Genomic DNA, 22,678 nt, shown 5'->3' on the forward strand with positions numbered 1-22,678 from the left:
CAAGCGATATGACAGAACTCGACAGAACAAGAATTCCACAGCACGTTGCCATCATCATGGATGGCAATGGACGATGGGCCATGGAACGTGGAAAAGACCGCAGCTATGGCCATCAGGCAGGTGTAGAGACCGTCAAGCGCATCACCTCCGAATGTACACGTCTGGGTGTGAAGTATCTCACCCTCTACACTTTTTCTACCGAGAACTGGAGTAGGCCCGAATCAGAGGTTGCCGCAATTATGGGACTCATCATCGAGTTTCTGGAGGAAGAACTCTTTCATAAGAACAATGTAAGATTCCGCATGGTGGGCGAGATGGACCGTCTGCCTGGCAATGTGCAAGAAAAAATCAAGGGTATGATGGAGCGCACAGCCTACAATACAGCCATGACAATGGTTGTGGCATTGAGCTACAGCTCACGATGGGAATTGACACGCGCCGCCCAACACATTGCCACCGAAGTGAAAGAGGGTACACTGGCCGTCAACGACATTACCGAAGACACCATCAGCCAGCATCTGGAAACCCATTTTATGCCAGACCCCGACCTGCTCATCCGTACCGGCGGTGAGCTGCGCATATCCAACTACCTGCTTTGGCAGATTGCCTATTCTGAACTCTACTTCTGTGATACCTACTGGCCCGACTTCGACGAGGGCGACCTCCATCAGGCCATCGCCAGCTATCAGAATCGCCAACGAAGATTCGGCAAGACCGAAGCACAGGTAGAAGGAGAAGCATATATATAATAAGGTGAAAGGAACAAAAGCTAAAAGAGCAAAGGTAACAGGGTAACCCAAACCAACATACGATGCACCATAACAAGAATAAGATATTTGCAACCCTCGTGGCCATGGCCTGCTGCATGGGAGCTGAAGCACAGGACAAGATTATCCACCCGGACATCACCTATGCCGGAACGCCGCGCGATGTCGTCATCGCGGGGTTCAATGTCTCAGGCATGGACGGTTATGAAGACTACACGCTGACCGGTATCTCCGGGTTGGCCATAGGCCAGCATATTTCGTTGCCGGGCAACGAGATTACCGATGCTGTGAAGCGTTACTGGAAACATGGGCTCTTCTCCGACGTGCAAATCGCCGCAGACTCGCTCGTGGGCAACAAGGTATACCTGCATATTGCGCTGAAGCCGCGCCCACGCGTCTCTGAAATCAACTATACCGGACTCAAAAAGAGTGAACGCGAGGACATGGAACAGAAACTGGGCATGATGAAAGGCGGACAAATTACGCCCAACATGATTGACCGTGCCAAGATTCTGGCCAAGAAATACTTCGATGACAAGGGATTCAAGAACGCCGACATCGAGATACGCCAGCGCGATGACGTGACCGCTAAGAACCAGGTGATTCTGGACGTCATCATCGACAAGAAGCAGAAGATGAAGATTCGCAACATCATCATCGAGGGCAACGAGAAGCTCAGCGACGCTAAAATAAAGGGCGGTCTCTTCTCTAAAGGGGCCTTTGCCAAAACCCACGAAGCTGGCAAGCTCTCGTCGTTCCTGAAATCCAAAAAGTACACACCCGAGCGCTGGAAAGAAGACAAGGAAAAACTCATTGAGAAATACAACGAGCTGGGATACCGCGATGCAGCCATCTTGGAAGACAGTGTGTGGAACAACGACCCCAAGCACGTCAATGTATTTGTCAAGGTAGCCGAGGGGCAGAAATACTACATCCGCAACCTGCATTGGGTGGGCAATACGGTGTACAACTCCGATTATCTCTCCGGTCTGCTCACCATGAGGGCCGGTGATGTCTACAACCAGAAGCTCATGAATAAGCGCCTCTCCGAGGATGACGATGCCGTGGGCAATCTCTACTACAACAACGGCTACGTATTCTCCAGTATCACGCCTACAGAAGTGAACATCGTGGGCGACTCCATCGACCTGGAAATGCGTGTCGTGGAGGGGCCACAGGCTCACCTCAGCCATGTGCGCATCAACGGAAACGACCGTCTCTACGAGAATGTTGTGCGCCGTGAACTCCGCACCAAGCCGGGCGACCTCTTCTCCAAAGAGGCTCTCATGCGTTCGGCGCGCGAGTTGGCTTCCATGGGGCACTTCGATCCGGAGAAAGTTGCGCCCGATATAAAACCCAACTATGAGAATGGCACGGTAGACGTGAACTGGAACTTGGAGCAGAAGTCCAACGACCAAGTGGAATTCTCACTCGGATGGGGACAGACAGGCGTCATCGGCCGGGTAGGCCTCACGCTCAACAACTTCTCCATGGCCAACCTCTTCAACAAGAATAAAGAGCATCGGGGCATCATGCCTGTGGGCGACGGCGAGAAGCTCTCGCTCGGTGTGCAGACCAACGGAAAATACTATCAGAGCTACAACGGAAGCTATTCCACACAATGGTTTGGCGGCAAGCGCCCCATTCAGTTCTCGTTCAGCATGTTCTACTCCAAGCAGACCGACGTGTCAAGCAACTACTACAACTCGGCTTGGCGGAACAGTTACTATAACTATATGCTTGGGTCAAGCAGCTATGGCTACAACTACTCCAACTACGAGAACTATTACGACCCCGACAAATATGTGCAGCTCATCGGTGCCAGTCTGGGATGGGGCAAGCGTCTACGGTGGCCCGACGATTACTTCACACTCTCGCTGCAACTGTCCTACACGCGCTACATGCTGAAAAACTGGCGTTATTTCCTGCTCACTACAGGTAACTCCAACAATCTGAATCTCAGCATCTCGCTCGACCGTTCGTCCACCGACAACCAGCTTTTCCCGCATCGCGGCTCTGAGTTCTCGGCCAGTGTCACCATCACTCCGCCATGGTCGGCCTGGGACGGCAAGGACTATAAGAATCTCGCCACCAATCCCAGATCGGCTTCCTACAACCGTGAACAGCAGGAGAAGTACAAGTGGATTGAGTACCACAAGTGGAAGTTCAAGTCACGTACCTTTACCGCTCTCGGCAGTGCACAGAAGTGCTTCGTGCTGATGACACGTATCGAGATGGGCTTGCTCGGCAGCTACAACAAGAACAAGAAGTCGCCTTTCGAGACCTATTATATGGGTGGCGACGGTATGAGCGGCTACTCCACGAGCTATGCCGAGGAAACCATTGGGCTGCGCGGTTACGAGAATGGATCACTCACTCCCTACGGCTACGAGGGCTACGCCTACGATCGCTTCTCGCTGGAACTCCGTTACCCGTTCATGTTGGGCAACACCACCATCTACGGACTGACGTTCCTCGAAGGCGGTAATGCCTGGACCGAAACCAAGAACTTCAATCCTTTCAATATGAAACGCTCGGCCGGCGTAGGTGTTCGTATCTTCCTGCCTATGGTCGGACTCATGGGTATCGACTGGGCCTACGGCTTCGACAAGGTGTTTGGCACCAAGGGCGGCAGCCAGTTCCACTTTGTACTCGGACAGGAGTTCTAAGCATTGAGGAAAAGATAAGTTCAATAAGAGAAAAATTAAAAGGAGAGGATAAGCAATGAAAACCATACGTCATTTCAAAACAACAGCATGGGTCAGAACCTTTCTGCTGATTGCCGTTTTTACTGTCACACCATTTGCTGTCAGTGCCCAGAAGTTTGCGCTGGTCGACATGGAGTATGTGATGAAGAACATCCCAGCCTATGAGCGTGCCAACGAGCAACTCAATCAGGTGTCCAAGAAGTGGCAGGCCGAGGTAGAGGCCCTCAATACCGAGGCTGCCACCATGTACAAAAACTACCAGAACGAGGTGGTGTTCCTGTCTCAAGAGCAAAAAAAGACTAAGCAGGAGCAAATCATGACCAAGGAAAAAGAGGCTGCCGACCTGAAGAAAAAGTATTTCGGTCCCGAAGGCGAACTCTTCAAAAAGCGTGAAAGTCTCATGACCCCTATTCAAGAAGAGGTATACAATGCAGTCAAAGAGATTTCCGACCTCCGCGGCTACAGCCTTGTGCTCGACCGTGCCTCTGACACAGCCATCATCTTTGGCTCACCCAGGATAGACATTTCCAACGAGGTGCTTGAGAAACTGGGCTATGGCAAATAAGCCCCAAGGACAAAAAGACACAAAGTGACAAGATGAAAGAATGGCAAGGAAGCCATCACAACATCGACAATAAAGTACAAACCATAATTAAAACATAAGAAAAGAAATGAAAAAACTATTTTTAATGATGATGCTGATGGCCCCCTTGGCCACTTTTGCCCAGAAGTTCGGCAAGGTGAACACCCAGACCATCATGCAGTCCCTGCCCGAGATTTCCAAGATCAATGGTGAACTTGAGGCCACGGCCAAGCAGTATGAAAACGACTTGAAGAGCATGCAGGACGAGCTGCAGCGTCAGAGCGATGCCTACGACAAGGGCAAAAGCACCATGAATGCCACCGCTCAGAAACAGAAAGAGCAGGAACTTCAGCAACTCTATCAGAAGATTCAGCAGACCTATCAGGACAACCAGCAGGCCCTGCAAAAGGCCCAGCAGGAGAAGATGCAGCCCGTCGTGGCCAAGGTGCGCAATGCCATCACCAACGTGGGCAACGCCGGTGGCTTCACCTATATCTTTGAAGAAGGTGCTGCTGTCTACACAGGATCCAACGTAGAGGACGTGACCTCCAAAGTGCAGTCCGAGCTCAGCAAGATGAAGTAACTCCCATTTCATCATAGGTCTCCCAAACGGAAGACCGTCAGAGACAGGAGAAGTTAAGACCCGTTGCCCGTGCCAACCATCGGCACGTGCATCCTGTCTTAACTTCTTTGTCGCCTTACGGGCTCCCTGCCACTCCCTCACCAAGTCTGCTCCACCCCCGTGAATCTCCAAATCACGAATCAGAACATATCGCAATGAAACATATCTCCCTCCTCCTGTTACTTGTCATGGCCACCCAAACCACACCGGCCCAAACCACAGCCGAGCCCATCCAGCAGCCCCAGCAGATACTCCCCACTGCCGGCGCCACCCTGCACTTTGGCTATCTCAGTTATCAAGCCGCTCTCCATGCCATGCCCACATACACCATCGCCCAGCACAATCTCAATGCCTTGCGCACCAAGTACGATGAAGAGATGAAGCGCGTGGAGGAAGAGTTCAATCAGAAATACGAGCTGTTCCTCGACGGGCAACACAACTTTGCCCCCTCCATCCTGCAAAAGCGACAAGCCGAACTGCAAGACCTCATGGAGAAGAACATGGCTTTCAAGCAGGAAGCCCGGCGACTGATGCACCAGGCAGAGGAAGAAGCCTACAAGCCATTGCGCGACCGTCTTGCCTTGGCCATCCAGAAAGTGGGGCGCGAAAAGGGACTTGCTTTCGTACTCAACACTGACAATGATGCCGTTCCCTATGTCAACACGACCTTGGGAATCGACATCTCTGAGGCTGTCAAGGCCGAGACCAAGTAAGCCTCACACCCATCCGCGTCTGCTTATGGATTCCTCTTCACTTTCCATTTTGCCTCCCAGCGAGGGCACATCCATCGGGGTCTTCGACTCCGGATACGGCGGACTTACCATTCTCCATGGCATCCGTCAGCTGCTGCCACAATACGACTACGTCTATCTGGGCGACAATGCCCGTGCTCCCTATGGCCCCCGCTCGTTCGATGTGGTCTATGAATTCACGCGGCAGGCCGTGAGGAAACTCTTCGAGATGGGATGCCGGCTGGTCATTCTGGGTTGCAACACCGCCTCGGCCAAAGCCCTGCGCTCCATCCAGCAGAACGACTTGCCCCACTGGGATTCCTCCCGTCGCGTGCTGGGCATCATCCGACCCACAGCCGAAGTCATTGGCAAACTCACCCGCAACAACCATGTGGGTCTATTGGCCACCGAAGGTACAGTCAGGAGTCATAGCTATGCCTTGGAGATAGCCAAGCTCTGGCCCGACATCCAGGTCACCGGACAAGCCTGTCCTTTCTGGGTGCCCCTTGTAGAATACAACGAAGCCGACTCGCCCGGGGCAGACTATTTTGTCAAGAAACGCCTCGACCAGCTCATGGTCAAAGATCCCGACATAGACACCATTATCCTGGGCTGCACCCATTTTCCTTTGCTCATGCCCAAGATTCTGAAATACGTGCACGATGGCATCCGTCTCGTCCCCCAAGGCGAATATGTGGCCGACAGCCTGAAAAACTATCTTCACCGGCATGCCGACATGGAGAGCCGGCTCAGTAAAGGACATTCCGTCCGATACTTCACCACAGAAAGTCCCCAACGCTTCAAAGAGTCTGCCTCCGTGTTCCTCCGCGAGAAAATAGACGTGGAGCATATTGAGCTGGGTAACCGGGAATGAGCGGCGAAAGGTTGGAAGCCAAGCGTTTTCAGTTAAAAATTCATGATTTCAAATCAAAAGTTATGCAAGAAACCAGACAGAACAAAATATCACGTCTGCTCCAAAAGGAGCTGGCCGAGATTTTCCAGGCCCAGACACGCCAGATGCACGGCGTGCTCATCAGCGTCACTCGTGTGCGCATCAGCCCCGACTTGAGCATCTGCTCGGCCTATCTCAGCATCTTTCCCTCCGAACAAGGAGAGCAGTTGCTGCAGAACATCACAGCCAACGAAAAGAGCATCCGCTACGAGCTGGGCCGACGCGTGCGCAACCAGCTGCGTATCATTCCCGAGCTGCGCTTCTTCATCGACGACAGCCTCGACTATATCGATCGCATCGACGAGCTGCTGAAGAAGTAACCTCCCGGCAACCATGAAGCAGAATCTCAACCATTCTTCGGTCTCCCCTTTCTCCCTCTTCATTGCCCATCGCTATCTCTTCTCCAAAAAGAAGACGCATGCCATCAACATCATCTCGCTGATTTCGGTCATCGGCGTGGCTGTGGCAACGACGGCACTGGTCATTGTACTCTCGGTGTTCAACGGATTTCACGATTTGGTGGCGAGCTTCTTCACCAACTTTGACCCGCAACTCAAGGTGATGCCCGTGAGTGGAAAGACGGCTCCTGCCGATGATCCGATACTCACCCAGATACGCCAACTGCCCCAAGTGGAGGTAGCCACGGAAACCGTGGAAGACATGGCCTTAGCCGTCTACAACGGCAGACAGGCCATGGTGACCGTGAAAGGAGTGGACGACAACTTTGCCGACCTCACCCACATCACCGAGATTCTCTATGGTGACGGACAGTTCCAGCTGCACACGGCCAACCTGCAATACGGAACGCCTGGGCTGCGTCTGGCCCAGACGCTGGGCACCGGCACGCAGTGGAAAGGCTATATGCACATCTATGCGCCGCAGCGCGAGGGACAGTTCGATTTCTCCGACCCCGAGAGTGGCTTCGTCACCGACTCGCTCATCGCCTCGGGAGTGGTCTTCTCCGTGAATCAGAGCAAGTACGACAGACGTTATCTCATCACCAGTCTTGGGTTCGCCCGTAACCTCTTCGGGCAGCAGGGCATGGTGTCTGCCCTGGAACTGCGACTCAAACCGGGCTCAGACTTCGAGGCCGTGAAATCCCGGATGCAGCAACTGGCAGGCTCGCGTTATCGCGTGCTCGACCGTTTCGAGCAACAAGCCGACACGTTCAAGATTATGCAAATCGAGAAACTCATGGCCTATATCTTCCTCACGTTCATCCTCGTGGTGGCCTGTCTCAACATCATTGGGTCGGTCTCGATGCTCATCATCGACAAGAAAGACGATGTGCACACCCTGCGCAATCTCGGAGCCACCGACCACCAGATTACGGGCATCTTCCTTTTTGAGGGTCGTATGATTAGTGCCATTGGTGCCGTTGTGGGCATCTTGCTGGGACTGCTGCTCTGCTGGCTCCAGCAAGAATACGGTTTTGTGCGCATGGGCGAGGCCGACGGCACTTTCGTGGTCAATGCCTATCCCGTCAGTGTGCACTATCTCGACGTGTTCCTCGTCTTCCTCACCGTCATCGTAGCCGGCTGGCTTGCCGTGTGGTATCCCGTCAAGGCATTGAGCCGTCGCCAGCTTCGGTAGCGGCATCAAGCCTTTTTTTGCATTCATCCATCGGGAGGTTTATTCCAAATGCGGGGGCCGGCACAGAACCGCCCCCCGCATCAACACCCCGTTTTCTCCCTGTTCATTCTATCTCAAGGCGGGCATCCTTTCATTTTTCTTGTTTTCATTTTTCCATTTCCTTTCTCATTCGGTACACTCCCGACCCCACGATGCGCGTCTTCCTACCAGGCAGATGGAGTTCGGCCGTCGTGTTGGGTGGCACAGTAACCGTCCACACGATACCATTCCCCTCACGATGCCAGTTGCTGCGCACCGTTCCGTAAGGACTCTCGTGCGAGGCCTCTACACCCGCACAGGCCTCAACGGAAAAGTCGGGAGCCATGACCGTGCGGTGGAATCCCGGGTCGGTGTCGCTGCTCCGCAGCCCGCCCATCTGCTCATAGGCCCACGGCAGCAGGTCGCCCAGCAGCATTACGTGGTTGCCGCTGTTCATCGACGGGTTGGCCGTATCGCCATTCCATAGTTCCCAAATGGTGGTAGCCCCACGACTCACCATATAGCCCCAGCCGGGATAAGCCGTGCTGGTAGCCATGCGCCAGGCCAAGTCGCCCCGCCCTATACCCGCCAGATAGCGCATGAGCCACTGTACACCCACCACGCCGCAACTCTGCATGCCATGGTTCCGCTCCTCAATGGTGCGCAGCAACGCGTCTCTCACGGTTGCTTCCTGGTCGGCCGGCACCAGTCTCATGGCCAGCGGCAGCAGGTTGGCCGTCACCGTGCCGTTGGCATAAGTGCCGTTGTGCAGATAAGCAGCGTTGAGCGCACGGCACGTGGTGTCGGCCTCCTGCATGTAATAGTTGTGGTCGGACTCTTTGCCCTGCGTGGCGGCATAGCCCGCCATCAGCCGGCACAGGTAGGCATAGTAGCACGACGAAATGAGCTTGCCGTCGGTCTGTCGGGCCGGATCCTTGCTGTGTATCAGCTCGGCCGACTCCGGCGGCACACACCAGTCGCCATAGCGATCATAGGTGATGAGCCCGTCTTTCCACCTATAGCTGCGCACATGACGCAGCCAGCGGTCGACATGTCCGTAATGTCGAGCCACCATGCGGTCGTCGCCATACTGCCGTCGCATCATCTCACAGGCAAAGGGCAACACGGCCGGCCAGGTCATATTGGTGTTGTAAAGCCGCCAGTAAGCCGGCATCACGTCAGAGAGGGCTCCATTGGGCAACTGGCTGTCGGCCATGTCGTCCAGCCACTTGGCATAGAGCGGACGCACGTCGAGCACATAGCTTTCCCCCTGACAGCCCATGGTGCGGTCGCCCGTCCATGGCATGCGCTCGTCGCGTTGCGGGCAGTCCATGGGCATTCCCTTGTAGTTGCTGCGTATGCCGCGGTAAGCTGCCTCCATGACAAGGTTCAGCGTGTCGGCCCCCACGAACCGAATGCTGTTGCCCATTCTTGACAGATTGTCGGAAATCAGCAATCGCTCCACGTCTTCCGGCTCCAGCCGTTCCACCCCCGTCACCTCGGCATAGCGGAATCCAAACCAGGTGAACTCCGGCTGCCATCTGCGCGCTTTGCCGTCGGCCACATACCATGCCGTGGCCTGGGCCGAGCGCAGATTGTCCGTGTAGAGCGTCGAATCGCCCGGTTCCAGCAGTTCGGCATGGCGCACACGCACGGTGTCTCCCTTGGCGGCGTGCACGCGCAGACTCACCACTCCGGCCCCATTGGTGCCAAAGTCGATGAGATAGCGACGGCCCATCTTGCGCAGACTCACGGGGCTGTCCGTCTCGTACACTGTCACCGGCTCGGTGAGACTGCCGCGCATGGTGCCCCCGGGAGCCTGGCAGCATGGGGCGACGGCCCAGCGGCTGTCGTCGAATCCGGGCTGTGTCCAGCCGGCAAAGTCCAGCCGACTGTCATACATCTCGCCGTCGTAAAGGTTGCTCCAGCGCAGCGGGCCGTCGGCATTCATCCGCCACGAGGGGCCGGTGGCAACGGTGTCGGCGCGGCCGTCGGCATATTCTATGATGAGGTCGAGCCTCAACCGGGGCAGCCCATAAGTGGGGCGCATATCGGTTCCACTACTTTGTCGCGGGGCGAAATAGTAGCCCGGGGCCACCACAGCCCCGATGGCATTGCTGCGGCCAAGCAGTGAAGTGACGTCGTAGCTGTCGTAGGCCACGCTCTTGGCATAGTCGGTGGGCACCGGCGAGAGCCGGTTGCGGTTCACGCGGCGGCCGTTCAGCCAGAGTGCATAGTAGCCCAGCCCCGACACGTGGACCGTGGCACGCCGCACGTCTCCACAGGTCTCAAACTCCCGACGAAAGTATCGTCCCGTGGCGCGGCTATGCTTCTGGCAGCTGTCGTGGGCCAGCAACGAGTCGGTGCCTATCCACCGGCCCGTCCAATTGGCGTCGCCCATGAGCCCCGTACTCCACTGCGCCACGGGGCTCCAACGGGCCCGTCCCTTGTTGGTCTTGGCCTTCACTTTCCAGTAATAGGTGGTATTGGGGTGCAGGGCAGGGCCTGCATAGACTACGTTTTGCGAGCGGTCGGAATGCACGGTGTGCGTATCCCACACGTCGCCCTCGTCGGCCTCCAGCTTCTCCCTGCTCGTAGCCACGAGCAACCGATAGGCCTTTTGCACCACGTTTTTCTTGTCCGACACGATTTGCCACCCCATGCGGGGCTGCAGTTCATCAAGTCCCATGGGGCTTTGGCGGCCCTCCACGGTGAGTCGTCCATAGCCATTCTGCGCTGTCAGGGGCAGGGCGGCCCACCAGAGAAAGGCTGCGCCCAGCAGGTTCGCCACATACGGTTGCATCTTCTTCCGTTTCATGTCATCCAGTTTCATACGTTTAGCTTTCATTGCAAAGATAGGCCTTTTCCATCGTTCCGGCCTCGGATATTTGGCTTTTTTGCTTCAACTTTCAGTGGCCGGCGGCACATGGTGCAATGACGGGCAAAAAAAGTGTCTGCCGTACTGTTATTTTGATTTTTTGTTTTAACTTTGCAAGCAAGGCCATACAGCCGTCGCAATCCCAAGATAACACAACAACACTATATGAAAAAACTATCTGCCCTCCTGTTTCTGCTGGCTGCCCTGCCCTGGGCGCCGCTGTCGGCCCAAAGCCAACTCTCCCGAACCGACTTGCAACGCCTCTACACCCGGCATGCGCCCACGCGTGTCAGCGTGCACGATCCCTCGGTGGTATGGGACGAAGCAAGCCAGCAATACTACATCTTCGGGTCGCACCGCGCCCAGGCCAAGACGCGCGATCTGTACCACTGGACGGCCATCTCGCCCGCCATTCCCTGGGGACGCGTCAGCGCCTCGGGGGCCATACAACAGCTGACCAGCCAGTTTGCCTTCGACACCCCACAGGTGAAGACCGTGACCAAGGGTGGCGTAGCCCACACGTTGCCGGCTTTCAATGCCAGGGAATGGGCTGCACAAACCTCCACAAACTACGGCATCGACGGCAACCTGTGGGCTCCGGACATTATATATAATAAGGTGATGAAGAAGTGGTGCCAGTATCTGAGCATCAACGGCGACAAGTGGGCATCGAGCATTGTACTGCTCACGGCCGACAAGATTGAGGGGCCCTACGTGTACCAGGCTCCGGTGGTTGTCTCGGGATTCAACGGCACCAACACCAACGACTACCACAAGACCGACCTGGAGATTGTGCTCGGCGCACAGTCGTCGCTGCCCGCACGCTACAACAAGGGCAGCCAATGGGGCACCACCTGGCCCAACAACATAGACCCTTGCGTATTCTACGACGAGCAGGGCAAACTCTGGATGACCTACGGCTCGTGGTCGGGCGGCATCTTTGCCCTGCAACTCGACGAGACGACGGGACTGCGCGACTACGACGTCACTTACCCGCTCACGGGCAGTGGCAGCAACTATACCTCCGACCCTTACTTCGGAAAGAAGATAGCCGGCGGCTTCTACGTCTCGGGCGAGGCCTCTTACGTGCAGCACATCGGCGACTACTACTACCTCTTCATGACCTACGGCGGGCTCGATTCCAAGGGTGGTTACGAGATGGAGGTGTTTCGCTCGAAGAACCCCGACGGCCCCTATACCGACCCGCGCGGCACCAGCGCCATCTTCTCCAACTACCAGATGAACTACGGCCTCAAGGCCAGCAGCGTGCGGGGCGAGAAGATTCTCGGGGCCTATGCCGACTGGGGCAACATGGCTACCGGCAAGGCGGGCGAGCTGTCGCAGGGTCACAACTCGGCCATCACCGACGACAAGGGCCGCTCTTTCCTGGTCTACCACACTCGTTTCAACGATGGCAGCGAGGGCCATCAGGTGCGCGTGCACCAGCTCTTCACCACGCAGAGCGGCTGGCTGGCCGCCGCGCCCTTCGAGTTCAATGGCGAGACAGTGACCGACGACTCCATCGCCACACACCAACGCTTCCCGGCCGCCGAGGTGACTGGCACCTATCAAGTGCTGCTGCACAAGCAAAAGATGGACTATGCCAACCGTGAGGTGGTGCGCCCCGAGACGCTCTCGCTGAATGCCGACGGCACTGTGACCGGAGCCTACACGGGGTCTTGGGAGCTCGTCGACGGCACATCCTACATCAACATCACTGTCGGGGGCTACACCTATCAGGGTGTCGTGGTGGAGCAGCAGCTGGAACCCTACGCCCTCAAGGCCGTCGCATTCTCGGGGGTAAGCAATCGCGGCGTGGCCCTCTGGGGCTACAAGCTGCACGGCAGCTCACAGCTGGCCGCGCTGGTGGTCGGCGGCAAGGTACCCGTGAACGATGGCGACCGCGTGAGCTACAGCCTCGACCTGACGAGCTTTGCCGGCGACACCAAGGTGGAATGGCAGTCGTCGCGCCCCGACATCCTCTCGGGCACGGGCGAATACCATGGCGACGCCATGACGGCCGACGAGCAACCCGTGGATCTCTACATGACGCTCACGGCCGGCGATGCCCAATACTGCGACACCATCAGCGTGACGGTGGTGCGCTCCACGGCCGACTACTGGACGGGGGCCAAGGCCTATTATCCTTTCAGCCAGCAGCCGGCGGCCAACGCTTTCAACACAACACAGGCGGCGCAACTCAAGCGTAACGGCGCGACGGCCCTGCCCACGCTCGCCACCGCCCCCGACCGCAGCAGCCAAGCCGTGCATACGGCGTTCGGGGCCAACGGCAGCGAGAGCTACGTGCAGATGCCCAACGCGCTCCAGGGAGCGGCCCTTGCCGAGGGCTTCAGCGTGTCGTTCCTCACCAAGCGGGTCGACGACAACCTCTGGGATGCCCTTTTTGCTTTCTACAATGCCGCAAGCGGCGCGCGCCTCTACCTCACGGGCAACACCTATTTGGGCTACAACAACAATGCCGGCAACTGGACCGACCTGAACTATCCCGACGTTGCCACGGGCCACATCGGCGTGGGTAGCTGGTCGCTGGTGACGCTCACCCTCTCGCGTGCCGAGGGGCCGAAGCTCTACGTCGACGGCTCGCCCAAGCCTTTCAACACGGTCAAGGGCTCGCAAGGGGACACCGGCATCACGCAGATGGGGCAGTTCAGCTTCTCCGAAGTGGTCGACTTCGTGAAGTCGTGCCCCGACATGTATCTGGGCTATGGCTCGTTCTGGGGCTCCTGCGATGCCTGGTTCGACGATCTGATGGTGTTCGACCGCGTGCTCTCGGCCGACGACGTGGCAGCCCTCAACGCCGCCGAACGCATCGGACACGACTTCACCGGCATCAGCAACACAAGGCCAAATGCACACGATGCCCGTACCGACGATGCCGTCTACAACCTGCAGGGCCAGCGCGTAGCGGCCTCCGGGGGCCAAGCCTCACTCGCCCGTCTACCCCACGGCATCTACATTTGCAACGGAAAAAAGTTTGTTGTGAAGTAAGAATAAACGTATTGCTCCCCCATAAGCACGGCTTATGGGGGAGCAATTTTTTTACCTGTTGAGCTTCCAGGTGGCACCGTCCTTGGTGTCTTTCACCTCGAAGCCGGCCTCGGCGAGGGCGTCGCGAATCTGGTCGCTCGTGGCCCAGTCCTTGGCTTCCTTGGCCTGCTGTCGCAGCCGGAGCACCATCTCCACCACCTTGCCGTAGGCCTCCTCGCGGGCTTCGCCCGTCTGTCCTTTCTCGTTGCTCAGCCCCAGCAGGTCGAAAGCAAAGGTGTGCATCGTGTCGGAAAGGGCTTGCAGGTCGTCGGCCGATATTTTGGCCTTGTGGTCGATGAGCGTGTTGATGAGGTGACAAGCCTCGAAAAGCCCACTGATGACCAGCGGTGTCTGCAAGTCATCGTTCATCGCGTCGTAGAGTCGCTGGCGCAGGGCACCCACAAACCGGGCCACCTCGGGCTGCGAGCCCTTGGCGGGCTGGATGCGTTCCAGGTCGGACAGGCCGTTCATGAGCCGCTCGTAGCCTTTCTGCGCGGCCTTGAGGGCATCGTTGGAGAAGTCGACCGTGCCGCGGTAGTGGGCCGAGAGGATGAAGAAACGGATGGTCATGGGCGTGTAGGCCTGCTCCAACGACGGATGGCTGCCCTGGAAAAACTGCTCCAGCGTGATGAAGTTGCCGAGCGATTTGCCCATCTTTTGGCCGTTGATGGTAATCATATTATTGTGCATCCAGTAGCGCACCATCTGGTCGCCCTGGCTGGCCACGGCCTGTGCAATCTCGCACTCGTGGTGCGGGAACACCAGGTCCATGCCGCCGCCATGGATGTCGAAGTGGTCGCCCAGGTACTTGCGGCCCATGGCCGTGCACTCGCAGTGCCAGCCGGGAAAGCCTGCACCCCAGGGGCTGGGCCAGCGCATGATGTGCCCGGGCTGGGCCTTCTTCCACAGGGCAAAGTCGGCTTGGTTGCGTTTCTCGCCCGTGCCGGCCAGCTCGCGACTGTTGTTGATGATGTCGGTAAGGTTTCGACCCGAGAGGATGCCGTACTTATGGTCGCGGTCGTACCGCTCCACATCGAAGTAGATGGAACCGTTGCTCTCGTAGGCGTAGCCGTTGGCCAGAATCTGTTTCACCAGCTCTTCCTGCTCGATGATGTGGCCGGTGGCCCGCGGCTCTATGCTGGGGGGCAGCACGCCCAGCCGTTCCATGGCCTTGTGGTAGCGGTTGGCGTAGTGCTGGGCTATCTCCATGGGCTCCAGTTGTTCCAGCCGAGCCTTCTTCTCTATCTTGTCGTCGCCCTCATCGGCATCGTGCTCCAGGTGGCCCACATCGGTGATATTGCGCACGTAGCGCACCTTGTAGCCCAAGTGTCTGAGGTAGCGGAAGAGCACATCGAACGTGATGGCCGGACGGGCGTGGCCCAGATGCGGGTCGCCATAGACGGTGGGGCCGCACACATACATGCCCACATGGGGGGCGTGCAGCGGCTTGAAGAGCTCTTTGCTCCGGCTGAGCGTATTGTAAATCAGCAAATTCTGTTCCATCTTTTTTCTGTGTTTGGTATTGCAAAGTTAGCGATTATAATCGAGAATCTGTGCGGCCGGCCGGCCTTTTATGCAATTTTTGATGCCCCCGGGCCACGGCAACCGCATGCAGGAGAGGGGTTTTCTTCTTTTTTGTAATTATTACACCAGAAGCCTTGCGCCTTTCAAATTAATGTCTTAACTTTGCAATTGAACATCATGAACCATTAGAACAAGATTGTAACAAGAATGAAAACAAACGAAATTTACAAGCATGCTGCCACAGGCAGCCTGGTCGAAGTGTTGAATGCAGGCGATGGCGAGCTGGCCGGAGAGTGGAAACTGATGAACGAGAACTCCACTGACGCAGCCACCGAGAAGCACGTTCCCGTGCTGGAAAGAGTGGAGGGTGGCTACCGTGTGACCGTGGGCTCTGTGGAACATCCCATGACCGAGGCTCACTCCATCCAGTGGATTGAGCTGGTTACCGAGACGGAGGTGCTGCGCAAATACCTCACTCCTAACGACAAACCAGTGGCAGAGTTCAAGACCGACGCGCCGAAGGCCTACGCCAGAGAGTATTGCAACCTGCACGGACTGTGGAAGTCGGAGTGGCTCTAAGCCACTGATCGACAGCGATTTCAAAGAATCATTGAGCGTGCTGCGCCGCCGTCGACCGACGGGCAACCGTAGCCCCCGCCGCGATTACGGCCTTATCGGCCGTCGTTTACGCCGTGACGGGCCCACGAAAAAGGGCTGAACGCAGCACGATTACGCCGTGATGGCACGATGAAACAAGCGGTTTCGCAACGCGAGACCCGGTGTTTCATCGTGCCATCCCCGTTTTTAGACAGAAGCAACCGCGAGTTTTTTAAACAAAACAACCGTGTATTTCAGACAGAAACATGGGGGTTTTTAGACAGAACAACAGACTGGACATATAGCTCGCGCGGTGTTTTTTAGACAGAACAACAGATGGGACAGATGGCTCGCGCGGTGGGTTTTAGACAGAACAACATATTAGACATATGGCTCGCGCGGTGAATTTTAGACAGAACAACATAACAACATGTTTCTACATAGCCGGTGATTGGCGGGCCGGCATAGAGGCCGGCCCCTACAAGCACCCCCTATATCATCCTATTTGTCCTATAATAGCCTAACAAACAGTGCCAGTAATGACGAGTGGCGAATGGCAGATTAACTCCCGTCGCCCATTTTGAATTTTGAATTCTGAATTGTGAATTGCACAATGCTCCCCCTATATCATCCTATTTGTCCTATAATAGCCTATAGAAAGGCAGGAATAATGACGAGTGGCGAATGGCAGATTAACCCCCGTCGCCCATTTTGAATTTTGAATTCTGAATTTTGAATTGAGCAATGCTTACGGTATGGCAGGAATAATTTTGAATTTTGAATTCTGAATTTTGAATTGCACTCACTGTCCAAACCGGCTGGTATCGACCTCCTCCCGCTTCTTCTCCGTATATCCGCCAAACCGGTAGGTGAACGACAGCCCCACCTCACGGTATCGTGCAAAAGCCATGCGCAGCTGCTGCCCGCGGTAGTCAATGCGCGGATTGATGCCGCCCGTCTCGAACAAATCGGTGCAGAACAGTCGCACCACCGCCCGCTTGTTCCACCACCGCCACCGCATGCTGAGATCCACAGAGCCCGAGCCCGGCAGGTCGTAGGTGGCCTGGATGGCACGCGACCGAATCATGCCATCGGCCGAAAGCGTGATGTCCGGCCGCGTGGAGAGGGTAACTGTGTTGTTGAGTCGCGCCATGACGTAGGCCATCCTGCGGTCGAAAGGTATGTCGTAGAAAGCCGAGTTCTTGTCGCGCATCCACACTCCAATGAGCGTGGCCCGCACGTCGAGCCACCGCCAGGGCCGCACCGGCGCCGAGGCTTGGAAGCCCGCCTGCTGCTGGAAGTCGAAGTTCTGATACTGATAGCTCACCGTGAGACGGTCGCGACGCTGGTAGGGAGTCTGCGTGAAATAGTCGTCGGTGTGGTGGAACCAAGCCACCAACTGATACTTGCCATGCAGCAGTCCGACCAGCTGCAACCGGTATTTGGACGTGGGTCGGAGGCCCGGATTGCCCGTCACCTCATTGTAGCCGCCGTTGCTGTAGGTGGTGAAATTGGTGAGAGTCCAATAGTCCGGGTAGCGGCGATCGCAGCTTAACCCCAGCTGCACCATGTTGCCCGCCTTGGGAGCCCACGTGAGCGTGAGTGTGGGGAAGAGGTTCCACCGGTGCCAGGCCACCGAATGGTAATAAGATGCAGCGGCAGAAGCCTCCATAGACAGATGCCCGACGAAGGTCTTACTGAAGCCCGCATAGAGGTTCAAGTCGTCCTCATGCTGATGCGTTTCCGACGAGGCGGGGCGGGGGCCGGCGGTCTGCATCGTCTCGGCATACAGTTGGCGGCTGCAGTTGCTGCTGCCCATATAGATGGCGCCGTAGTTCAGCGACCAGCCGCGGCCCAGCCGATGCTCCTGCGACAGAAAGAACTTGGAGCGGAAGATGCGCTGGCTGTTGTCCACCACATAGCGCAGCGACCCGGTGGGCAGCGTGCTGGCGAGGGTCTGTGTCTCGGGGTTGCGATACCACGTGAGGTCGGCTCCGAGCCGCAGTCCAAAGGGCGCCGCATAGTCGGTGCGCAGGTTGTGGAGCCACGTGTGGCCGTCTATCCGCGTGTGGCCCTCCACATTGCCCGAGATGGTCTGGCGGGTGCGGTCCCGGCCGTACTGGCCGGTATAGACCAGACTGAGCAGATGGCCCGCGGCCGGCCGCCAGTCCACACCCAGCCTGTAGTCGTGGGTGGGGCCGTCGCCATGCATCTGCTGGTGGGTGTCCATGTCGTGCACGGAGCCGTCGGCCAGCGTGTGGTGCGACGTTTCGTCGGTACGCGTGTAGACGTTGCCATGGCTGTGCTTGTACATCGCATCGACCGACAGCGGGCCGTTACTATATAATAAGGTGGCGCGCTCGCCGAACCGGGCCTCGTGTTTCTGGTTCCAGGCCAGGTTGGCCTCGCCTTGCAGCGGCTCCCCGGCGGTGGCCTGGCGCAGCACCACGTTGATGACGGCCCCGCGTACCTGCATGCGGGCCGGTGCCGTGTACATCACTTCGGCACGGGCCACACGGCTGGCCGGCAGCGCGCGAAGCAGTTGAGCCACCTGCGCGGCATCGAGCGTGGAGACCTTTCCGTCGATGACAAGCGTGACGGGCTGGGAGCCCAGCGTGAGCCTTCCGTCCGTCTCGGCCACGCCGGGCAACAGTTGCAGGGCGGCGTAGGCATCGTCCACCGCGCGCTTCTCCACCAGCCGGGGCATGTCGTAGACCAGCCGCGAGCCGTCGACGCGCACCACCGGGCGCTCGCCCCGCACCATCACCTCGGGCAGACTACGCACCACACTGTCCATGCGCAGCGAGTCGGATTGCTGCCCCCAAACGTTGGCGGCCACCGCAAGCAGGGCGGCCGAGAGAATCATCTGTTTCATTTCCGTCATGTTTTAAGCTGCGACAAAATTAATAAAAAACCGACGGACGGCTGCCCGCCACGGCTTATACAGGCTTAATGCGAGTGTTATTTAGTCTTATCGTTTGCGTCTGGTTACGTCTAAAAACCGTAAATTTGCAACGATGAGACTCCCAATGAAATACATTGTGGTGCTGGTGATGGTGGTGCTGACCGCCATCCTTGGCTATCAGGGCTACTGGCTGCTCGACCTCTACCACAGCATGGAGGCCCGGGCACGCAGCGACGCGCGCGAGGCCGTGCGCGTGGCCGACTACGACGAGATGATACACCGCATCCAAGTGCTGCGCCAACGCAAGGACGCAGAGCACGAACGGACGGACGTGAGCATCCACGTGGACAGCCATTCGGGACGGTCCACCGTGTCGAGCGACGTGAAGACGATCCAGATGGGCGGGGCCGGCGTCATGGCTGTGCTGCCCTATCTCAAGTTCTCCACCATGCTCCGTGACGCGCACAACATGATGCAGTTTGGCCTTTACATGCAGCAAGGCATCCACTCGGGCCTGGACCCGATGCAGCCCAACGACGCCGCCTACTTCGACAGTCTGCTCACCCGTCGCCTCGACTCGCTGGGCATTGCCTCCAGCCACCGGCTGCTCCACCTCCACCACTACACCGTTTACCACAGCAAACCCCGTGTCATCACCGACACGCTGGCCGTCTTCGGCCCTGCCAATGAGACCTGGGTCGACACCATCCGCTTTGAAATGGATGCCACTAAGAGCCAGAGCTACGTGGTGTTCCTGCCGCCCTACCGGCCGCGAGTGCTGCGCCAGATGGCCGGCATTCTGGCCACGTCGGGTGTGATACTGCTCGTGCTGGCCCTCGTGTTCTGGTATCTGGTGCGCACGCTGATGCAGCTGCGCACGCTCGACGAGATGAAGACCGACTTCACCAACAACATGACTCACGAGCTGAAGACGCCCATCGCCGTGGCCTATGCGGCCAACGACGCACTGCTCAACTTCGATGCAGCCAGCGACCCGGCCCGTATGCGGCGTTACCTCGCCATCAGCCAGCAACAGCTGCAGCGGCTCGGTGGGCTCGTGGAACAGATACTCTCGATGAGCATGGAGCGGCGCAAGACCATGCAGCTCACAATGGAACCGGTGGACATTGGCGCGTTGTTGCCGCCGCTCGTCAGGGAGCAGAAGCTCAAGGCGGGCAAGCCTGTGGACATCGAGACGCACGCAACGCCGGGCGTCACCGTGCGGGCCGACCGCGCACATCTGGCCAACGTCATCGGAAACCTGCTCGACAATGCCGTGAAATACAGCGAGGGACGGGCCCGCATCGTGGTGACGGCACGGCCCGGCAACAGCGGCGGCGCCACGATAACCGTGCATGACCAGGGCATCGGCATAGACGCCGGGCACCTGCCCTACGTCTTTGACAAGTTCTACCGCGTGCCGCAGGGAAACCGGCACAACGTGAAGGGCTACGGACTGGGGCTCTACTACGTGCGCAGCATGATGGAGAAGTTTGGCGGAGAGGTGAGCGTGGAGAGTGCGCCCGGCCGCGGCACAACCTTTAAACTGACGTTTTATGAATGAAATCAACGTACTGCTGGTGGAGGACGAGCCCACGCTGGCCATGATTATCAAGGACACACTGGAGGCCCAGGGCTTCTGCATCCGCCTGGCTGCCGACGGCGAGGAGGGACTGCGACGTATGGCCGAGCAGATGCCCGACGTGCTGGTGGCCGACGTCATGATGCCACACATGGATGGATTCGAGATGGTAAGGCGGATGAGGCAGACCGACACGACGACGCCCGTGCTGTTCCTCTCGGCCCGTTCGGCGGTGAGCGATGTCGTCGAGGGCTTCGGTCTGGGGGCCGACGACTACCTGAAGAAGCCTTTCGGCATGCAGGAACTCATGGTGCGCATCCGTGCCTTGGCCATGCGGGGACAGCGCATGGCTGCCACAGCACCGCCCGCTTCCGGGCAGGAAATGGTGATTGGGCGCTACCGGCTGAACACGCTGACCCAACAACTCTGCCACGACGCCGCCGTCGAGGAGCTGTCGCACCGCGAGACGGGCGTGCTGTGCATGCTGGCCGAACGGAGTGGACAGGTGGTGGAGACGCGCCACATCCTGCAACAACTGTGGGGCGACGACAGCTTTTTCAACGCCCGCAGCCTGCAGGTTTTCATCACCAAACTGCGCCATCGGCTGGCCGCCGACCCAGGAATCCGCATCCTCAACGTGCGCGGCATCGGCTACAAACTGGTGTGCTGACGGGACGGCGTTTGATTAAATTAAGGTTTCGGCGGGCAAGAATCACAGGCAGATGCACGCGATTCCAAAATAATTGGCTATCTTTGCAACGCAACGGCCCCACCGGCGGGGCAGGAAACAAACTACGGTTCCCCGCTGTCCGCCCATGCGGCACGCGCGGAAGCAACCGTCGCAAGACATTCATTTCAACCTTATCAACAATAACAAAATGGACAGTTTAAACATTTTCTCACTGTCAGGCAAGAACGCCTGGATCACCGGTGCCTCCTATGGCATCGGATTCAACATTGCCAAGGCCTTTGCTGCAGCCGGCATCAACCACATCATCTTCAACGACGTGAAGCAGGAACTCGTGGACCGCGGCCTGGCTGCCTACAAGGAAGCCGGCATCGAGAACGTAACGGGCTACGTGTGCGACGTGACCAAGGAAAACGATGTAAAGGCTCTGGTGGAGCGCATTCACCAGGAAGTGGGCCACATTGACATCCTCGTGAACAACGCCGGCATCATCAAACGCATCCCCATGCACGAGATGAAGCGCGAAGAGTTCCAGCAAGTGATCGACATTGACCTCGTTGGCCCGTTCATCGTTTCCTCGGCCGTGTTGCCCGAAATGATGGAGCGCAGGGAGGGCAAAATCATCAATATCTGCTCCATGATGTCCGAGCTGGGCCGTGAAACAGTGTCGGCCTATGCCGCCGCCAAGGGCGGTTTGAAGATGCTCACCCGCAACATCTGCTCGGAATATGGCGAGTACAACATCCAGTGCAACGGCATCGGGCCGGGCTATATCGCCACGCCGCAGACGGCTCCGCTGCGCGAACGCCAGGCCGACGGCAGTCGCCACCCGTTCGACAGCTTCATCTGCGCCAAGACTCCGGCCGGCCGATGGCTCGAGCCTTCGGAGCTGGGCGGCCCCGCTGTGTTCCTCGCTTCGCATGCCTCTGACGCCGTAAACGGCCATGTGCTCTATGTGGACGGCGGCATTCTGGCCTATATCGGCAAGCAGCCGAAGTAGTGTTTCGGACAGCTGAAACATAAAAGGGCCCGTGCTTCGCACGGGCCCTTTTATATGGTAATTATATTGACATTATTTGTTAACTGCCTCTTCAAATTCAGCTCCCGGGTTAAACTTCACCACTTTCTTGGCCGCAATCTGAATCTTGTCGCCCGTAGCGGGATTCACACCCTGGCGGGCGGGACGCTCCTTGACGGCAAATGTGCCGAAACCTACGAGCTGAACTTTCTCTCCTGCCACCAGTGCATCCTTGATGGCAACGGTTGTAGCGTCGAGGGCCTTCTTGGCATCGGCTGCGCTCAAACCTGCAGCGTCAGCAATCTTCTTTACTAAATCTGTTTTGTTCATAACTTCTATGTATTAAGTGAATAATATCATGACACTTCGTTCTTTTCTGGCAACAAATATAGGGGATTCCTTTTAGATTCCAAACAAAATGCTGAAAAAAAAGCCGCGACATATCAAAAAAACTCCTAAAACGG

The 22,678-nt window shown here is 57.4% G+C and carries 17 protein-coding genes; 13 read left to right on the forward strand and 4 right to left on the reverse strand.

The window, feature by feature from the left end; translation table 11 throughout:
* Nucleotides 1-8: 8 nt before the first annotated feature.
* The 8 genes from PREDE_RS06370 to PREDE_RS06405 all read left to right on the forward strand — a co-directional run bounded on the left by PREDE_RS06370 (nucleotide 9) and on the right by PREDE_RS06405 (nucleotide 7,956).
* The gene (locus PREDE_RS06370; RefSeq protein WP_005845158.1) at nucleotides 9-749 is read left to right on the forward strand and encodes an isoprenyl transferase; all 741 of its coding nucleotides are present in this window, start codon (nucleotides 9-11) and stop codon (nucleotides 747-749) included.
* A gap of 62 nt (nucleotides 750-811) precedes the next feature.
* Nucleotides 812-3,436, forward strand: a complete 2,625-nt coding sequence (locus tag PREDE_RS06375) for a BamA/OMP85 family outer membrane protein (RefSeq protein ID WP_005845159.1) — start codon at nucleotides 812-814, stop codon at nucleotides 3,434-3,436.
* Nucleotides 3,437-3,491: 55 nt separating this feature from the next.
* On the forward strand, nucleotides 3,492-4,040 hold the full coding sequence (locus PREDE_RS06380; RefSeq protein WP_005845161.1) for an OmpH family outer membrane protein: 549 nt from the start codon (nucleotides 3,492-3,494) through the stop codon (nucleotides 4,038-4,040).
* Between the two features lie 106 nt (nucleotides 4,041-4,146).
* Nucleotides 4,147-4,641, forward strand: coding sequence for an OmpH family outer membrane protein (locus PREDE_RS06385; RefSeq protein WP_005845163.1), 495 nt, complete (start codon nucleotides 4,147-4,149; stop codon nucleotides 4,639-4,641).
* A gap of 194 nt (nucleotides 4,642-4,835) precedes the next feature.
* Nucleotides 4,836-5,393, forward strand: coding sequence for an OmpH family outer membrane protein (locus tag PREDE_RS06390; protein WP_005845165.1), 558 nt, complete (start codon nucleotides 4,836-4,838; stop codon nucleotides 5,391-5,393).
* Between the two features lie 25 nt (nucleotides 5,394-5,418).
* Nucleotides 5,419-6,285, forward strand: a complete 867-nt coding sequence (gene murI / locus PREDE_RS06395; RefSeq protein WP_005845167.1) for a glutamate racemase — start codon at nucleotides 5,419-5,421, stop codon at nucleotides 6,283-6,285.
* Between the two features lie 62 nt (nucleotides 6,286-6,347).
* On the forward strand, nucleotides 6,348-6,683 hold the full coding sequence (gene rbfA / locus PREDE_RS06400) for a 30S ribosome-binding factor RbfA (RefSeq protein ID WP_015298559.1): 336 nt from the start codon (nucleotides 6,348-6,350) through the stop codon (nucleotides 6,681-6,683).
* Nucleotides 6,684-6,696: 13 nt separating this feature from the next.
* On the forward strand, nucleotides 6,697-7,956 hold the full coding sequence (locus tag PREDE_RS06405; protein WP_005845171.1) for an FtsX-like permease family protein: 1,260 nt from the start codon (nucleotides 6,697-6,699) through the stop codon (nucleotides 7,954-7,956).
* Nucleotides 7,957-8,101: 145 nt separating this feature from the next.
* Here the strand turns inward: PREDE_RS06405 and PREDE_RS06410 are convergent, their stop codons facing one another.
* Nucleotides 8,102-10,792, reverse strand: coding sequence for an alpha-L-rhamnosidase (locus PREDE_RS06410; protein ID WP_235777490.1), 2,691 nt, complete (start codon nucleotides 10,790-10,792; stop codon nucleotides 8,102-8,104).
* A 225-nt stretch (nucleotides 10,793-11,017) separates the two neighbouring features.
* Between PREDE_RS06410 and PREDE_RS06415 the strand changes: the two genes are divergently transcribed.
* Nucleotides 11,018-13,861 carry a lipocalin-like domain-containing protein gene (locus PREDE_RS06415; RefSeq protein WP_005845175.1) on the forward strand — a complete coding sequence of 948 codons (2,844 nt, stop codon included), beginning with the start codon at nucleotides 11,018-11,020 and terminating at the stop codon, nucleotides 13,859-13,861.
* A 51-nt stretch (nucleotides 13,862-13,912) separates the two neighbouring features.
* On the opposite strand, the gene cysS is transcribed toward PREDE_RS06415, so the two are convergent.
* Entirely contained in the window at nucleotides 13,913-15,403 is a 1,491-nt protein-coding gene (cysS, locus tag PREDE_RS06420; protein ID WP_005845176.1) for a cysteine--tRNA ligase, read from the reverse strand.
* A 228-nt stretch (nucleotides 15,404-15,631) separates the two neighbouring features.
* On the opposite strand from cysS, the gene PREDE_RS06425 reads away from it, so the two are divergent.
* On the forward strand, nucleotides 15,632-16,003 hold the full coding sequence (locus PREDE_RS06425) for a desulfoferrodoxin family protein (protein WP_005845181.1): 372 nt from the start codon (nucleotides 15,632-15,634) through the stop codon (nucleotides 16,001-16,003).
* Between the two features lie 820 nt (nucleotides 16,004-16,823).
* On the opposite strand, the gene PREDE_RS06430 is transcribed toward PREDE_RS06425, so the two are convergent.
* Nucleotides 16,824-18,896: an outer membrane beta-barrel family protein gene (locus PREDE_RS06430; protein ID WP_015298561.1), complete on the reverse strand. Its 2,073-nt coding sequence runs from the start codon at nucleotides 18,894-18,896 to the stop codon at nucleotides 16,824-16,826.
* Nucleotides 18,897-19,038: 142 nt separating this feature from the next.
* Between PREDE_RS06430 and PREDE_RS06435 the strand changes: the two genes are divergently transcribed.
* The 3 genes from PREDE_RS06435 to PREDE_RS06445 all read left to right on the forward strand — a co-directional run bounded on the left by PREDE_RS06435 (nucleotide 19,039) and on the right by PREDE_RS06445 (nucleotide 22,196).
* Nucleotides 19,039-20,490, forward strand: a complete 1,452-nt coding sequence (locus tag PREDE_RS06435; RefSeq protein WP_015298562.1) for a sensor histidine kinase — start codon at nucleotides 19,039-19,041, stop codon at nucleotides 20,488-20,490.
* Nucleotides 20,483-21,178: a response regulator transcription factor gene (locus PREDE_RS06440; RefSeq protein WP_005845185.1), complete on the forward strand. Its 696-nt coding sequence runs from the start codon at nucleotides 20,483-20,485 to the stop codon at nucleotides 21,176-21,178. Before PREDE_RS06435 ends, PREDE_RS06440 begins: the two co-directional genes overlap by 8 nt.
* Nucleotides 21,179-21,386: 208 nt before the next feature.
* Nucleotides 21,387-22,196 carry a gluconate 5-dehydrogenase gene (locus PREDE_RS06445; RefSeq protein WP_015298563.1) on the forward strand — a complete coding sequence of 270 codons (810 nt, stop codon included), beginning with the start codon at nucleotides 21,387-21,389 and terminating at the stop codon, nucleotides 22,194-22,196.
* Nucleotides 22,197-22,268: 72 nt separating this feature from the next.
* Here the strand turns inward: PREDE_RS06445 and PREDE_RS06450 are convergent, their stop codons facing one another.
* Nucleotides 22,269-22,544: an HU family DNA-binding protein gene (locus tag PREDE_RS06450; RefSeq protein ID WP_005845187.1), complete on the reverse strand. Its 276-nt coding sequence runs from the start codon at nucleotides 22,542-22,544 to the stop codon at nucleotides 22,269-22,271.
* Between the last annotated feature and the right edge of the window lie 134 nt (nucleotides 22,545-22,678).

It is taken from the genome of Prevotella dentalis DSM 3688, assembly GCF_000242335.1.
Lineage (GTDB): Bacteria > Bacteroidota > Bacteroidia > Bacteroidales > Bacteroidaceae > Prevotella > Prevotella seregens.

Coding starts and splice junctions, on each gene's coding strand:
- PREDE_RS06370 (WP_005845158.1), top strand. CDS start 9: ATGACAGAACTCGACAGAACAAGAATTCCACAGCACGTTGCCATCATC.
- PREDE_RS06375 (WP_005845159.1), top strand. CDS start 812: ATGCACCATAACAAGAATAAGATATTTGCAACCCTCGTGGCCATGGCC.
- PREDE_RS06380 (WP_005845161.1), top strand. CDS start 3,492: ATGAAAACCATACGTCATTTCAAAACAACAGCATGGGTCAGAACCTTT.
- PREDE_RS06385 (WP_005845163.1), top strand. CDS start 4,147: ATGAAAAAACTATTTTTAATGATGATGCTGATGGCCCCCTTGGCCACT.
- PREDE_RS06390 (WP_005845165.1), top strand. CDS start 4,836: ATGAAACATATCTCCCTCCTCCTGTTACTTGTCATGGCCACCCAAACC.
- murI (WP_005845167.1), top strand. CDS start 5,419: ATGGATTCCTCTTCACTTTCCATTTTGCCTCCCAGCGAGGGCACATCC.
- rbfA (WP_015298559.1), top strand. CDS start 6,348: ATGCAAGAAACCAGACAGAACAAAATATCACGTCTGCTCCAAAAGGAG.
- PREDE_RS06405 (WP_005845171.1), top strand. CDS start 6,697: ATGAAGCAGAATCTCAACCATTCTTCGGTCTCCCCTTTCTCCCTCTTC.
- PREDE_RS06410 (WP_235777490.1), bottom strand. CDS start 10,792: ATGAAACGGAAGAAGATGCAACCGTATGTGGCGAACCTGCTGGGCGCA.
- PREDE_RS06415 (WP_005845175.1), top strand. CDS start 11,018: ATGAAAAAACTATCTGCCCTCCTGTTTCTGCTGGCTGCCCTGCCCTGG.
- cysS (WP_005845176.1), bottom strand. CDS start 15,403: ATGGAACAGAATTTGCTGATTTACAATACGCTCAGCCGGAGCAAAGAG.
- PREDE_RS06425 (WP_005845181.1), top strand. CDS start 15,632: ATGAAAACAAACGAAATTTACAAGCATGCTGCCACAGGCAGCCTGGTC.
- PREDE_RS06430 (WP_015298561.1), bottom strand. CDS start 18,896: ATGAAACAGATGATTCTCTCGGCCGCCCTGCTTGCGGTGGCCGCCAAC.
- PREDE_RS06435 (WP_015298562.1), top strand. CDS start 19,039: ATGAGACTCCCAATGAAATACATTGTGGTGCTGGTGATGGTGGTGCTG.
- PREDE_RS06440 (WP_005845185.1), top strand. CDS start 20,483: ATGAATGAAATCAACGTACTGCTGGTGGAGGACGAGCCCACGCTGGCC.
- PREDE_RS06445 (WP_015298563.1), top strand. CDS start 21,387: ATGGACAGTTTAAACATTTTCTCACTGTCAGGCAAGAACGCCTGGATC.
- PREDE_RS06450 (WP_005845187.1), bottom strand. CDS start 22,544: ATGAACAAAACAGATTTAGTAAAGAAGATTGCTGACGCTGCAGGTTTG.